The sequence below is a fragment of the Spirillospora sp. CA-128828 genome (assembly GCF_050945415.1).
Taxonomy (GTDB): domain Bacteria; phylum Actinomycetota; class Actinomycetes; order Streptosporangiales; family Streptosporangiaceae; genus Spirillospora.
This window is the reverse complement of sequence record NZ_CP191986.1, coordinates 3,724,208-3,737,906: the sequence shown is the minus strand read 5'-3', so window position 1 is coordinate 3,737,906 and position 13,699 is coordinate 3,724,208. Positions and strand designations below refer to the sequence as shown.

At 70.3% G+C, this 13,699-nt stretch carries 6 protein-coding genes; 2 read left to right on the top strand and 4 right to left on the bottom strand.

Annotated features, from left to right (window positions below):
• Positions 1-585: 585 nt before the first annotated feature.
• Complete coding sequence (locus ACQPXG_RS18405; RefSeq protein ID WP_433468924.1) at positions 586-3,330, top strand: SpoIIE family protein phosphatase; 2,745 nt, start codon at positions 586-588, stop codon at positions 3,328-3,330.
• A 360-nt stretch (positions 3,331-3,690) separates the two neighbouring features.
• Here ACQPXG_RS18405 and ACQPXG_RS18400 read toward each other — a convergent pair whose 3' ends face one another.
• The 4 genes from ACQPXG_RS18400 to ACQPXG_RS18385 form a co-directional block, all read right to left on the bottom strand.
• Complete coding sequence (locus ACQPXG_RS18400) at positions 3,691-4,632, bottom strand: ornithine cyclodeaminase family protein (protein WP_433468923.1); 942 nt, start codon at positions 4,630-4,632, stop codon at positions 3,691-3,693.
• Positions 4,629-5,762, bottom strand: coding sequence for an aminotransferase class I/II-fold pyridoxal phosphate-dependent enzyme (locus ACQPXG_RS18395; RefSeq protein WP_433468922.1), 1,134 nt, complete (start codon positions 5,760-5,762; stop codon positions 4,629-4,631). The genes ACQPXG_RS18400 and ACQPXG_RS18395 overlap by 4 nt, the downstream gene beginning before the upstream one ends.
• The gene (locus tag ACQPXG_RS18390) at positions 5,759-6,412 is read right to left on the bottom strand and encodes a helix-turn-helix transcriptional regulator (protein WP_433468921.1); all 654 of its coding nucleotides are present in this window, start codon (positions 6,410-6,412) and stop codon (positions 5,759-5,761) included. The genes ACQPXG_RS18395 and ACQPXG_RS18390 overlap by 4 nt, the downstream gene beginning before the upstream one ends.
• 135 nt (positions 6,413-6,547) lie before the next feature.
• Entirely contained in the window at positions 6,548-10,918 is a 4,371-nt protein-coding gene (locus tag ACQPXG_RS18385; RefSeq protein WP_433468920.1) for an NACHT and WD repeat domain-containing protein, read from the bottom strand.
• A gap of 535 nt (positions 10,919-11,453) precedes the next feature.
• Between ACQPXG_RS18385 and ACQPXG_RS18380 the strand changes: the two genes are divergently transcribed.
• On the top strand, positions 11,454-13,697 hold the full coding sequence (locus ACQPXG_RS18380) for an MMPL family transporter (RefSeq protein WP_433468919.1): 2,244 nt from the start codon (positions 11,454-11,456) through the stop codon (positions 13,695-13,697).
• Positions 13,698-13,699 lie beyond the last annotated feature (2 nt).

Genomic DNA, 13,699 nt, shown 5'->3' with positions numbered 1-13,699 from the left:
GGTCGAGCTAGCTGCGAAGCCCTTGGCGCCAGGAGTAGCCGGCGGGCCATGCCCGACCCTGTGTGGTGAGCGTGGGCAGGGCGGCGGAGGCCGAGCGAGAGCTACCGAGTCCGCGGTCAGCCCTGACGGTCGACTGCGCCGTGGCCGACGGCGAGCTGGAGCTGAACATGATGGAGCCCGTCGCCCTCGACCGTTGGGGGTGCCACCGGTTGCTAGCATGATTACTGCCCGTGGTTTGGAGGCCAGGCGCCGTATCGCTCGGTGGTGGTCAGTGAGCGCAGTGCTTCGGGTACGGCAGCTGCCACGGCGATGAGCACTGGTCTGATCTGACCGGTGACCCGGGTGAGAGTCCGAGCGCGCGCGGTCCCGGCTCCGGGGCGGACCGGATCGCTGGGCTGTGCGCGCCGCCCCGGGGCTGAAGGCGGTGTCAAAAAATTGGCCATAAAGAGGGTTTTGGGCCGATTCCTGCCGCACCGGCCGCTCGTCGGCCCGCTGCACGACCGGCACGGCTTCGCGGACTCAGGCCCCGGATCGGGTGGATTCAGACCCTCGCCGGGGACGGGCCCAAGCGCCGGTTCGGGTTCGGTGCTGCGCTCCCTGCTGAACGTGCGCAGCGCCGCCTGGCAGGTGTTCGTTCTGCAGGTCGTGATCGTTCTGGTGTTGGTCGCGGCCGCGGTGACGGCCCTGGTGCTCCAAGCGGAGCGTGACAGTACGCGGGAGGCCGAGCAGCGGTCGGTGACTGCTGCCGAGACGTTTGCGAACGCCCCGGGCACGGTCCAGGCACTGAAGAGCCGGGACCCGACGGCTGTGCTGCAGCCTCGTGCCGAAGCAAGCCGGAGGCGGGCGGATGTCGACTTCATCGTCGTCACGGACACGAAGGGGATCCGCTACACCCAACCCGATCCGAACTACATCGGGAAGGAGGTCATCGCCACCATCGGGCCGGCGCTGAAAGGCCACACTGTCATCGAGAGGTCCGAGGGGCCCGTCCGCCCCGGGGTGCGGCAAGTGGTCGTCCAGGCAGTGGTGCCGGTGTTCGGTGCCGACGGCGCTGTCGTCGGCCTCGTGGTAGCCGGGCTCACCGCCCGGAACGCGTCCGACCTGGTCGAACAACAGCTGCCGATCATCTTCGGTGCCGGCGCCGCCGCGCTCGTCGTAGCCACCGCCGGAACGGGGCTGGTGACACGGCGACTGCAGCGGCAGACCCATGGTCTGGGCCCGTTGGAGATGACGCGTATGTACGAGCACCACGATGCGGTGTTGCACTCCGTACGGGAAGGCGTGCTGATCATCGACACCGACGGACGGCTTCTGCTGGCCAACGACGAGGCACGGCGGCTTCTGGCCCTTCCGGCGGATGCCGAGAAGCGTCATCTGGAGGACCTGGGTCTGGCCGACGAGATGGCGAGGCTGCTGGCGTCGGGCGAAGCGATCACGGATGAGGTGCACCTCGCCGGAGACCGGTTGCTCGCGGTGAACGTCAGGTCCACGGCCCCGTACAGCGGCGGGCAGGCGGGCAGCGTGGTGACGCTGAGAGACACCACGGAGTTGGCGGCGGTGACTGGGCGGGCGGACGTGGCACGGGAGCGGCTGAAACTGTTGTACGACGCAGGGGTGAAGGTCGGGACGACGCTGGATGTGGTGCGTACGGCGGAGGAGCTGGCAGAGGTGGCGGTACCGCGGTTCGCCGACGTCGCGGTCGTGGATCTGCTGGACTCGGTGGTGCGGGGTCAGGAGCCGAGACGGGAGACGTGGCGGCAGATGCGGCGCACGGCGATCAGTGGCATGCAGGAGACGTCGCCGTTGTACCGCCTGGGCGAGGTGATCAGATTCCTGCCGGCATCGACGCCCATGCGTGCCCTGGAGCAGGGACGGGCCGTGCTGGAGCGGGATCTGCGCCAGTCGACAGGGTGGCGGGAACAGGATCCCGATCGGGCGCGGCGGGTGCTGGAGTACGGGTTGCATTCGCTGGTCACGGTGCCGTTGCAGGCACGCGGTGTGGTGCTCGGCATGGCGAACTTCTGGCGGTTCCGGGATTCACCGGCATTCGAGGAAGAGGACCTCTCGTTCGCGGAGGAGATCGCGGCGCGTGCAGCGGTGGCCCTCGACAACGCGCGGCGGTTCACGCGGGAGCGCTCGATGGCGGTGACCCTGCAGCGCAGTCTGCTGCCCCGGGGGGTGCCGGAGCAGGGCGCTCTGGAGGTGGCCCACCGCTACCTCCCGGCGGAGGCCGGAGTGGGCGGGGACTGGTTCGACGTCATCCAGCTGCCCGGGGCCCGGGTGGCTCTTGTGGTCGGTGACGTGGTGGGTCACGGTCTGCACGCAGCCGCGACGATGGGGCGGCTACGCACCGCGGTGCACAACTTTTCGGCCCTGGACATGGCGCCGGATGAGGTGCTGACCCACCTGGATGACCTGGTCGCCCGGATCGACAATGAGGAAAGCGCCGACGGGGCAGCTCCTGAGCACCGGGAAAGCGAAAGTGTGACGGGTGCGACATGTCTGTACGCGATCTACGACCCGGTGACGGGACTGTGCACGGTCGCCCGCGCCGGACACCCGAACCCTGCGGTCGTACTTCCCGACGGAACTGTCACGTACCCACATGTCCCAGCCTCTCCGCCGCTCGGCCTGGGCGGACACCCCTTCGAAACCACCGAAGTGCGTTTGCCCGAAGGCTCACAACTGGTGCTGTACACCGACGGGTTGGTAGAGCGCCGCGACCGGGACCTCGACACCGGGCTGGAGTTGCTGCACGAGGCGCTGGAGGGCCAGGCGGGACGCACTCCAGAGGAGACATGTCGAGCGGTGATCGACGCGATGCTGCCGGAGCACCCAGCCGACGACATCGCCCTGTTGGTGGCGCGCACCCTGGTGCTCCCACCGTCGAAGGTAGCGCACTGGAACGTGCCACCGGACCCCGCGGCCGTGGCGCCAGTGCGCGCGGAGTGCAGCGCGCAGCTGCGAACCTGGGGGTTGGAGGACATCGGCTTCGCCACCGAGCTGATTCTCAGCGAGCTGATCACGAACGCAATCCGGTACGGAGTGCCGCCGATCAAGGTTCGGCTGCTGCACGACCACAGCCTCATCTGCGAGGTCTCCGACGGGAGCAGCACCTCCCCGCACCTGCGACGGGCCAAGACCACCGACGAAGGCGGACGCGGTCTGTTCCTGGTCGCACAGTTCGCCCAGCGGTGGGGTACCCGGTACACCCCGAGCGGCAAAGTCATCTGGACCGAACAGCCCCTCCACGACGACGGCGCAGCAGCCACCACGGACGACACACTGGTCGACGACCTCCTCGATCAGTTCAACGACCCCACCATCTGAACCACTTGGCCGCACCACCCAGGACAAGGATCGTCTTGATCGAGTTCCTTCCCGCGTTGTGGGGTACTGGCGAAACTCGCTGACCAGCGAAGCTGGTCCACGAGCGAGGGTACGGGTGGGTCGATCACGGCGCGGGATGGCGCCCGCCTTGTTGCCTTTGACCTCGGCCCGCAGTCCGTCTTAGGTCAGCTCGCGCTGGGGTCCGGTGAGGTGCTCGCCGGGCCGGTTGGCGTGTTGCTCGATGTTTGCTCGGCTGTCGCGACCCTGTTGCTGAGGCCCGTTCCCAACTGCTTGATCGCCGGTCGGCGATCAACTGAGTGAGGCGGCGGCCTGGCCTTCCGTTCGGGCGGGCTCAGGGGGTTACGGGGCCAGTTCGCGCAGGACGGCCGAGGCGAGTGCCGCGTCGAGTGCGCCGACGCCGGTCAGGTCGGCGACCGTGATCGCACCATCCGGCCGCTCGACGGGCCTTTCGAGCAGGAGGCCGACCGGCGTGTCGCTGGTGTCGGTCGTGGACCCGGCGCGCACGGCATGGCCGAAGTCGCCGTGGTCCAGGCACTGCTGGTGGTCGTCGGTTGCGATCAGTGCCGCGCGGGCGAAGAGTGCCGCCGGCAGTTCGTTCTTGTGTGGCATGTCGGTGCCGATGCCGGTGACGTGCGCACCCGCGCGGACGTGACCGGCCTGCAGGACCGGGGTCGTGGCCGGTGTGGTGGTGATGACCATGTCGGCCGCGGCCGCCTCGTCGGCGGAAGCGGGCCGGGCCGGATACCCGAGAGCGTTGAACTGCTCGCACAGCGACCTGGTCTTGTCCTGGCTGCGGCCATGGACGAGCACCGTGTCCATCGGGCGGAGCCTGGCCAGCCATTCGACCTGAAGGCGGGCCTGTTCTCCGGTGCCGACCACGGCCAGGGCGGCGGCGTCGGACCGGGCCATGGCGTGGGTCACCAGCGCACCCGCGGCGGCGGTGCGCCAGGCGGTGAGCAGGCCCCGGTCGTCGAGGATCGCGCGGATCTGGCCGGTGCGGGCGCTGACGACGCAGACCAGGCCGTGGCTGGTGGGCAGGCCGGCGGTGGGGTTGCGATAGAAGCCGGTGGCGATCTTGACGGTGAAGTCGGGCGTGTCGGTGACCCAGCCGGCCTTGACGTGGCAGTCGCCGTCGGCGTCGGGGAACTGCAGGTGCAGCGGTGGCGGCACGGTGGTGCGGCCGCGGGCGTGGGCGATCAGCGCGTCGCGGACCGCGGTGAGGACCAGCTCCGGAGTGGTGACGCGCTCGATCGCGGCGGCGTCGAGGACGAGTGGGGTCATCGGCCTGCTCGCAGCCACTGGGCGAAGGCGGCCAGGCCCTCTTCTGGGTTGGCGCGGCCGACGCCGATGCGGAAGCGGTCGGTGGGGGTGGGGGTGAGCTCGGAGCGGTAGATGCCGGCGGGCAGCAGCAGGACGCCGGCCTCCTCGACCAGCCGGGTGCAGGCCTCCTCCACTCCGTCCGGGCCGAGGTAGCGGGGGTAGGCGACGCAGCCGCCGTCCGGGGCCTGCCACTCGAAGAGGTCGGCGAACTCGGCGAAGAACGCGTCGAAGAGGGGCAGGTTGCGGGCGATGAGTGCCCGGTTGCGGTCCAGGATCGTTGTGCGGGCCTTGAGCGCGATGCGGGCCAGGACCTCGCTGGGGGCGGAGTTGCAGATGGTGGTGTAGTGCTTGGCCCGCTCCAGGCGGGACAGCAGCTTGCGGTCGCGGCAGGTGATCCAGCCGATCCGCAGGCCCGGCAGGCCGAGCGACTTGGAGGTGACGTTCAGCGACAGGGCGAGCTCGGACAGGTCGGCGGCCTGCGGCAGGGTGCGGGCCGGGTCGCGCTCCAGGCCGCGGTAGACCTCGTCGCTGAACAGGTGGATGCCGCGCTCGTCGCACAGCCGCACCAGCTTGGTGAAGTCGGCGGCGCTGATGACCTTGCCGGTGGGGTTGTTCGGGAAGTTCACCGAGACGACCCGGGTGTTCGGGCGGATCGCCATCATCACCTGGTCGAGGTCCAGGGCCCAGTCGCGGTCGGGGTCGAGGGGGACGCCGGTGACCTCGCACAGGGCCAGCGGCACGGTCTCGGCCGCCTGGTAGTTGGGGGTCACCACGACCGCGTGGTCGCCCGTGTCCAGCAGCACGTTCATCGCCAGGTAGAGGGCCTCCTCGGCGCCGGTGAAGCAGATCACGTCGGCCGCGTCCGCCTGCTCGTACATTCCGGAGATCGCCTCGCGGAGGGCCGGGTCGCCGTAGGTCTCGGTGTAACCCAGGGACAGGTTCTCGAACGCGGCGCGGTCCTGGTCATCGGCCAGGGCGAGCAGATCGCCGAGCGTCATGGTCTGCGCGTCGGAGGCGGTCAGGTGGTGGCGCGCGGTGAACTCCCACCGGGAGAAGTAGGTCTCCAGGCGGAAGTCGGGTAGCCGGGTCATGGCGTGTTGTCCTTTGTGCCGGGTGCTCGGAGTTCGGCCAGCAGGCCGTAGAGGGTGGATCGGGAGACCCGCAGGGCGGCGGCGATGACGGGGGTGGCGCGGCGCACGGCGAAGACCTTGGCCTCGTCCAGCCGGGCAAGGACGGCTAGACGGTCGGCGCGGGTCAGCCGCTCGATGGGGCGCCCGCACTCGCGCACGTACGCGCCGACGATGTGCTGGACGCGCTCGTTCCAGTCCTGCTCGAACAGTGGCTCCGGCCGTGGCGTCGTCGGGGCACCGAACGCGGACAGCACGGCTGCGGCCTGTTCAAGCGGCGTGCGGTCGAGGTTGACGCACAGCACCGCGGCAGCCTTCCCGTCCGGCTCACGCAGGACGGCACTGACCGAGGACAGTCGCCGGCCGTCGGCGAGCAGCTTCTCGTACGGTCCGAACACGTCTCGCGCCGACGGCTCCAGCGCGTCCAGCTCGCCCAGCAGCGAGGGATCCCCTGGACCGCGGGAGCCCATCGGATTCCAGATCGCCAGGATTCGGTCGGTGTCCGGGTCATGCAGCACCACCTCGGCATACGGGCCGAGCAGCAGCGCGACGGCCTGCCCCACGGGCGCCCACATCCGGACCCGATGATCTGTGCTTTCATCGACGGTCTCCACAGACTGGACTATATGTCCAGATTGGATGAAGCGTCCATCGCCGCGAAGCCGCCCGCTCGCTCAAAATTCTCAGACGCAGCCGCTGAGAGGAAGAACAAACGACTATTGCGGTCTCTCAGGAGAACTTTCCGAACCTCAGGGGGCGGAAGCCTTCGGGCAGGCATCGGGCATTGGCTCGCCGGGCACGAATCTCTTCCACAGCGCGACGGGAAGCGGGCCGAATCTCGAGCAGATGCTGCCTACCGGGTCGACGTGCAGAGCAGGGTCCCAGAAACGCACCGTGTGGTCGTCGCTGGAACTGGCGAGCGTCCTTGCGTCCGGGCTGAACGTCAGCGCATTGATCCGGCCGGTGTGGCCGGTCAGCGGCGCACCGAGCTGGTGGACGGTCCGCGGATCCCAGAGCCGGATCGCGTTGTCGGGGTCGGCCCCGGCGCTGGCCAGGAGTCGGCCGTTCGGACTGAAGGCCAGCGCTCGCACGCTCCCGCTGGAGGCGTGGACCGGGGCGGCGACCGGGCGGCGGGTCCGCAAGTCCCAGAACTGAAGGGTGCCGTCGACCGCACCGATGACGAGTAACCGGCCGTCCGGGCTGAACACGGCCGTGAGCGCGCCGCTGCGCCTTCCAGCCGTCAGTGTGTCCACGGGGCGGCCGGTGCGCGGATCCCAGAGACGTACGGTGCCGGTCCCCTCAGTGGTGACGAGGAGACGCCCGTCCGGGCTGAGGCCGCCCCATGTTGGTATGTGCTTGGGGTCGCGTGGTGGCACCGAGAACAAGTACTTCGGCGGGTTCACGCTCCACACGTGCGTGTCCCAACTGTTGATGTTGATGCCCAGGAATTGGCTGTCGGGGCTGAAGGTCAACTGGGTGACCCAGCCCTGCAAGCCACCCCATGCACGGATCTGGCGGCCGGTCTTGCGGTCCCACAGGACCACCCTGCCGTCGAAGTCGCCGCTGGCGATCCTGCTGCCGTCCGGGCTGATCGCCAGCGCGGTGACCTGGACTCGGTGGGCGGTGAGGGGTTTGCCGGAAAGGGAGCCGGTTCGGCTGTCCCACAGGCTCACGGAACCGTTGACGTCCCCAGTGGCGAGTGTCTTGCCGTCCGCGGCGAAGGCCAGGCTGCGGACGTCGGTGCGATAGCTGGTGAGCATCGTGTCGGACGAGCGCCGGGGCACGGCGTCCAGGAACCGGATCGTCGTGTCGACGCCGCCGGTCGCCAGCCGCCGGCCGTCCGGGCTGAACGCCACCGCCTGGACGAGCCCCGGGTAGTAGGCCTCCGTGTACCGGTCACCGGTGTGACCCGACTGCGAAATTCCGGTCATGCGGCCGGTATCCGGGTCCCAGAGCCGTACCGTGCCGTTGCCGTCCACGGTGGCGAGGCGGCGGCCGTCCGGACTGAACGCGACGCCCGTGACCTCGTCGATATGTCCTGTCAGCGGGGTTCCGGTCACGCGGCCGGTTTCCGGGTCCCAGAGCCGGACCGCGCCGTCAAGCCCGGCGGTGGCGAGGCGGCGGCCGTCCGGGCTGAACACGACCGCGCGGACGGCGGAACCATGCTTGAGCCTTCGGAGGACGCGACCCGTGCCGAGGTCCCACAGCCGTGTCGCGCCGCTGTTCCCGCCGGCCGCGACCAGTCGGCCGTCCGGGCTGAACGCCACCGAGCTCAACCCCTCCGGGAAGCTGTAGGAGAGGAAGGGCGTGGGACGGCTGGCGGGATCCCGCAACGGTGCGCCGATCTGGCGGCCGGTCTTCGGATCCCAGAGTTCGACCATGCCGTCTTGACTTGCGCTGGCCACGCGCCGTCCGTCGGGACTGAAGGCCACTCCGGTGACCCATGCGCCGGCCTTGGCCGCCGGCCGCCCGATCGAGCGGCCGGTTTTCGGGTCCCAGAACCGAACCTCGTTTCCTGCGCCTCCTGTGGCGACGACCCGGCCGTCCGGGCTGAACGCCACCCCGTACATCTGGACGCCACCGCTCATCGGCGGGCCGACGGGGTCGCCTGTTACGGGATCCCACAGCCTCAGTGTCGTGTCGATGCCGGCGCTGGCGAGCAGCCGGCCGTCCGGGCTGAACGCCAGCGAATGTACCGGTCCGGTGTGGCCGACCAGGGTCGTGCGCTGCTGGGCGAGGAGCGACGTGATGGCATTGCCGGCCTCGGGCGTGGGGGCCACGCGCCAGGCGGCGGCCGCCAGCTGCCTCGCCGCGACGGGCTCGGCGGCAAGGCTCTGGGCCGCGAGCTGACGGGACAGGGCGATGGAGTGCTGGTGTTCGGCGTCGCGGGCGTTGCGGCCGGCCGCGCCGGCCGCGGTGATGGCCGCGACGGTGAGGAGTACGAGGCCGACCGCCGTGCCGCGGCGGAGCCAGGCGGCCGATCGAGCCGCCCGGCTGCTTCTCGCGAGGAAGTCCGCGGCGACGGCGGGGAGCGGCGGGTGGCGATCCTGGTCCTCGGTCCAGCGGGACGCCGCCTGCCGGGCCGTGGCCAGCTGGAGTCCCCGGTACAGGTACGACCCGTTGTCCTCATGGTCGCGCCAGATCCTGGCGTCATCGAGAAGCTGGCTGCGCAGGGCGTGATCGGCGATGTCCGCGTCCAGCCAATGGCGCAGCCGCGGCCATGCGCGGAGCAGAGCGTCATGGGAGATCTGGACGTTCTCGGTGTCGACGACGATGAGTCGCCGACGGGCGAAGACTTCCAGAATCCGGTCGATGTCGGCGCTCACCGATGCGCCGTGTGCGGTCCTGAGGGCGGTATGCGCCATGGTGCGGCGGCTCAGCAGGCCGTCGGAGGAGACGGCGGTCAGGTTCTGGAACACCTGCCGGGCGAGAGTCCGCTGTTCGCCGGTGAGCTCGGCGAAGGCGGCTTCGGCGCTGGTCGCCACGGCCCGGGTCACACCGCTCGTGCGGGCATGGCCGCGGCTGGTGAGCCGGTCACCGTCGCGGTTCTCCCAGATCGTGAGCATGGTCTGCGAAAGCAACGGCAGGACGCCCGGGCCAAGGCTCCCCGTGTGCGTGCTCAGTTCGCTGAGGATGGTGTCGGCCAGTCCGGGCTCGATGCTCAGACCGGCGGCGTCGGCGGGTCCGTTGATCGCGTGCCGCAGTTCGGTGGCCGACATCGGGCCGACGACGAAAGGGCCGGCCTGGATCGCGGCCGCCAGCCGGGGGTGTTCGGAGCATCGGTCGATGAAGTCGCCCCGTACCGCGATCACGACGAGTGCGGCGGGGACGTTGCGGGGGCCGGCCGGTTCGGTCGCGGCCGTGTGCAGGGCCGTGACGAATGCCGCTTGTTCCGCCGCGGTCTGCTCGCGTCCGCCGTCCCCGGAGTCGATGCGGAAGAGTTCTTCGAACTGGTCGATGATCAGAATGAGCTTGTGATCGGCCGCCGAGGGGTCCGGCAGGTGGCGGCGAGCAGCGTCGGCCTCGACGGCCTGCCTGATCAGCAGGTGGGCCTGGTCGGGATGATCGGTGAGGCTCTGCAGCACCGTGGGAGCGCTGAGACCGACCAGTCCGGCCAGGCTCGTGGCGAGTCTGGCCAGTGGGGAGCCGGTGAGTCCGTCGACGACGCGCTGGGGCCAGTCACGGGCCGCATCCGACAGCTCGCCTTCGCTGATCGCGGGGAGCAGTCCCGCGCGCAGCAAGGACGACTTGCCCGCGCCGGACGCGCCGGTCACCACCAGCGGACCGGCGGTGACCGGTCGCCGCGCCAGAGCGCTGACGAGCCGGGTGGTGAGCATCTCCCGCCCGTAGAAGATCGGGGCGTCGCTCTTGTGAAAAGGCAGCAGACCTCGGTACGGGGCATCGCCGCTCCATCTGGGCCGTGCGGGAGCTGTTTCGTCTCCTGTGCCGGTGCGCCGCTCGATCACCTCGACCAGCCCCATCAGCCGGCGGGTGTCGACCGCCTGCTGGTATCCGAGGTCCACGGCGACCTGCAAGTCGACGCTCTGCTGGTCGAGGCCCTCGCGGATCATCCCCAGCTGGACGCGCAGATCGCCCAGCATGAAGGCGAACTCGGCGAACTCCTGTCCCACCGTGGCCAGCCCGGCTGCCAACTCCGCCTGCAGATCGCGGTCACCGGTGTGGATCGCGGCCTCGATCGCGGCACCGACCACGCCGACCTCGCGCAGCACTCGGGCGAGGTCGCCCCGAAGTGACTCCGCCCTCTCCCCGCCCTCTTCCAGAACCTGCTGGATCCGGCGTTCCAGTTCCGTTTCCAGATCCTCGCGCGACGGCTCCTCCCCGGCTTCCCCGAGCCGCGCGATCCCGTCCTTCACCACATCGGTCAGCACGTTCCCGCCGACCGCCGTGACCGCGCCGACCCCCGCGGCCGTCACCGCCGCCGCACCCAGCCCCGAGGTCAGCAGTGGCCCGAACGCTCCTGCCGACAACACCGCCAGCAGCACCGGAGAAGACCAGCGGCGTCCCGTGGCGCCGGTCGTCCGCGCCAGCTGGACGACCCGCGCCCGTACCCCCTCGCGCATCAGGTGCTGCTGGCCGTCCCCCGCCCCGGTCGTCCCCACGTCGTGAGTATCGTCCACTGCACATGGCAGGGGACGCCCGCATCAGCGAACGGCTCGATTCGGCCACGCCCGGCCCGCCGGGGCCGGGCGGCCACCGGTTCGTGCCCGCGTCGGTCAGGCGTTGGTGGTGATTTGCGGGTCGCCGAACGGGGGCACCGAAGCCGCGTCCCATACGGAGCCGGTGCCGGGGACGGCGACCAGTTGGTAGATCCCGTTGATGGCTGGTCCGTACCGCTTGGTCCAGGTCGCATGGGCGGTTCCCGGCGCTAACAGGCAGACCCCGAGGGCGGCGACGCCACGTCTACGTGCGGTGGAGCGGCCGTGAGCGGGTGCGCCGGTGTTTCGACCGGTGGCTACCACGTTGGCCGAGTCGGCCTGGTGCGTAGGCACCAGGAGACGTGAGTGGCTGGTCCGGGTGCACCAGAGAAAGACGGCGGCGGGAGACGATGCCCCGGCCGGGCGCCGGAGGGAAGTGTTGGAGGCGCGTGAATCTCGCGCATTCCCTTTCCCCAGCGGTGTCAGGAGTGATCAACAGGTGGCGACATTTCTTTACCGGATCGGACGGTGGGCCTTCCGGCGCCGCCGGCTCGTGACCGGTCTGTGGCTGGGTGTCCTGGTGCTGGCCGGGGTCGCCGCCGCCATGGCGCCGGCCGGGCAGGACGAGGACCTCTCCATGCCCGGCACCGAGTCGCAGAAGGCGTTCAACCTGCTGGACGAGCGCTTCCCCCAGAGCAACTCCCAGGGTGCCGAGGCCCGCTTGGTGTTCCAGGCCCCGGACGGGCAGCGGGTGACGGCCAGGGAGAACAAGGCGGCCGTCGAGAACACGCTCGGCTCGCTTGACGAGGGCGACCAGGTCGCGTCGATCACCGACCCCTATGAGACCGGCGCTGTCAGCGAGGACGGCGCCATCGCCTACTCCACGATCACCTACACCGCGGACGCCGTCGACCTGACCGGGTCGACGAAGAGCGCCCTCGAGGACGCCGCGAGCCGGGCCCGGGACGCCGGGCTGACCGTGGAGATCGGCGGCTCGGCCCTGGATTCGGAAGAGGCGCCGGGCGGTACGACGGAGATCATCGGCGTGGGGGTGGCGGCGGTGGTGCTGGTCCTCGCCCTCGGGTCGCTGGTCGCGGCCGGATTGTCGCTGCTGACCGCCTTCTGGGGCGTGGCCATCGGCTTCGGCCTGGTCTCCGCGCTGGCCGTTCCGCTGGGCCTGACGTCCACCGTCGCCATCCTGGCGCTGATGCTGGGGCTGGCGGTCGGCATCGACTACGCACTGTTCATCACCTCCCGCTTCCGCGACGAGCGCGCTCAGGGCGGCGAGCCGGAGGAGGCCGCCGGCCGGGCGGTGGGCACGGCCGGATCCGCCGTCGTCTTCGCCGGCGCGACGGTGTTCATCGCCCTGGTCGGGCTGGGGGTCGTCGGAATCCCCGAACTCACCAAGATGGGCATGGCCGGCGCGGGCGCCGTGGCCCTTGCCGTGCTCGTCGCGCTGACCCTGGTCCCCGCGCTGTTCGGCTTCTTCGGCCGGCGGATACTTTCCCGCGCCGTCCGCAAGGCCGCCCGGCCGGGAGGCGAGCGCCCGCACCCGGTGCCCACCGCGGCCGGCCGGCCCGGGCTCGGCACCCGCTGGGCGCGGTTCGTGCTGCACCGGCCGGTGACCGTGCTGCTGGTCGCCGGACTCGGTCTCGGCGCCGTCGCCATACCGGCGCTGAGCCTCGAACTCGGGCTGCCCGGTGACGAGTCCAAGTCGGTGGAGACCACCCAGCGCCGTGCCTACGACCTGCTGTCAGAAGGCTTCGGTCCCGGCTTCAACGGCCCGTTGACCGTGGTCGTGGACATGTCGGACTCCGCGGACACCCGAGCCACCACGGACCTGGTCGCCAGGACCCTACGGGGAGTGGACGGGGTCGCGTCGGTCGGTGATCCGGTTCTCAACCGGACCGAGGACACTGCCGTCCTCACCGCCGTCCCGCGGACCGCACCGAACAGCGGCGAGACCAAGGACCTGGTGTACGCGATCCGGGGCGCGGTCTCCGGCGTCGAGGCCGACACGGGCGCCGTCATCCTGGTGACCGGCACCACCGCGCTGAACATCGACATCTCCGAAGCGATGTCCGACGCCCTCATCCCCTATCTGACCGTGGTCATCGGCCTGGCGGTGCTCCTGCTGATGGTGGTCTTCCGCTCGGTCCTGGTCCCGGTCAAGGCCGCGCTCGGCTTCCTCCTGTCGGTGGGTGCCGCCTTCGGCGTCGTCGTCGCCGTCTTCCAGTGGGGCTGGGCGGCGGACCTGATCGGCATCGAGCAGACCGGACCGGTCATGTCGCTGATGCCGATCCTCATCATCGGAATCGTGTTCGGCCTCGCCATGGACTACGAGGTCTTCCTCATCAGCCGGATGCGGGAGGCGTACGTCCACGGCGCGTCCCCCGGCGAGGCGATCGTCAGCGGTTTCCGGCACAGCGGACGTGTGGTGGCCGCGGCGGCGATCATCATGATCAGCGTGTTCACCGGATTCATCGGGATGAACAACCCGACCATCCAGACGATGGGCGTCGGGCTGGCCTCCGCCGTCGCCTTCGACGCCTTCGTGGTCCGGATGGCGATCGCACCCGCGGTCCTGGCACTGCTCGGCCGGAGGGCCTGGTGGCTGCCCCGTATCCTGAACCGTGTGCTGCCGAATGTGGATATCGAGGGTGAGGCACTGAGCAGACGCGTCCCGGCCTCGGCGGCCCGGCCGGACGCAGCGGTGCCGCGGCTTCCCGTCCGGCGGCACTGAGC

What these genes read in the sequence shown, in the direction of transcription:
- ACQPXG_RS18400 (WP_433468923.1), bottom strand. Translation starts at nt 4,632, where the DNA reads ATGACCCCACTCGTCCTCGACGCCGCCGCGATCGAGCGCGTCACCACT.
- ACQPXG_RS18395 (WP_433468922.1), bottom strand. Translation starts at nt 5,762, where the DNA reads ATGACCCGGCTACCCGACTTCCGCCTGGAGACCTACTTCTCCCGGTGG.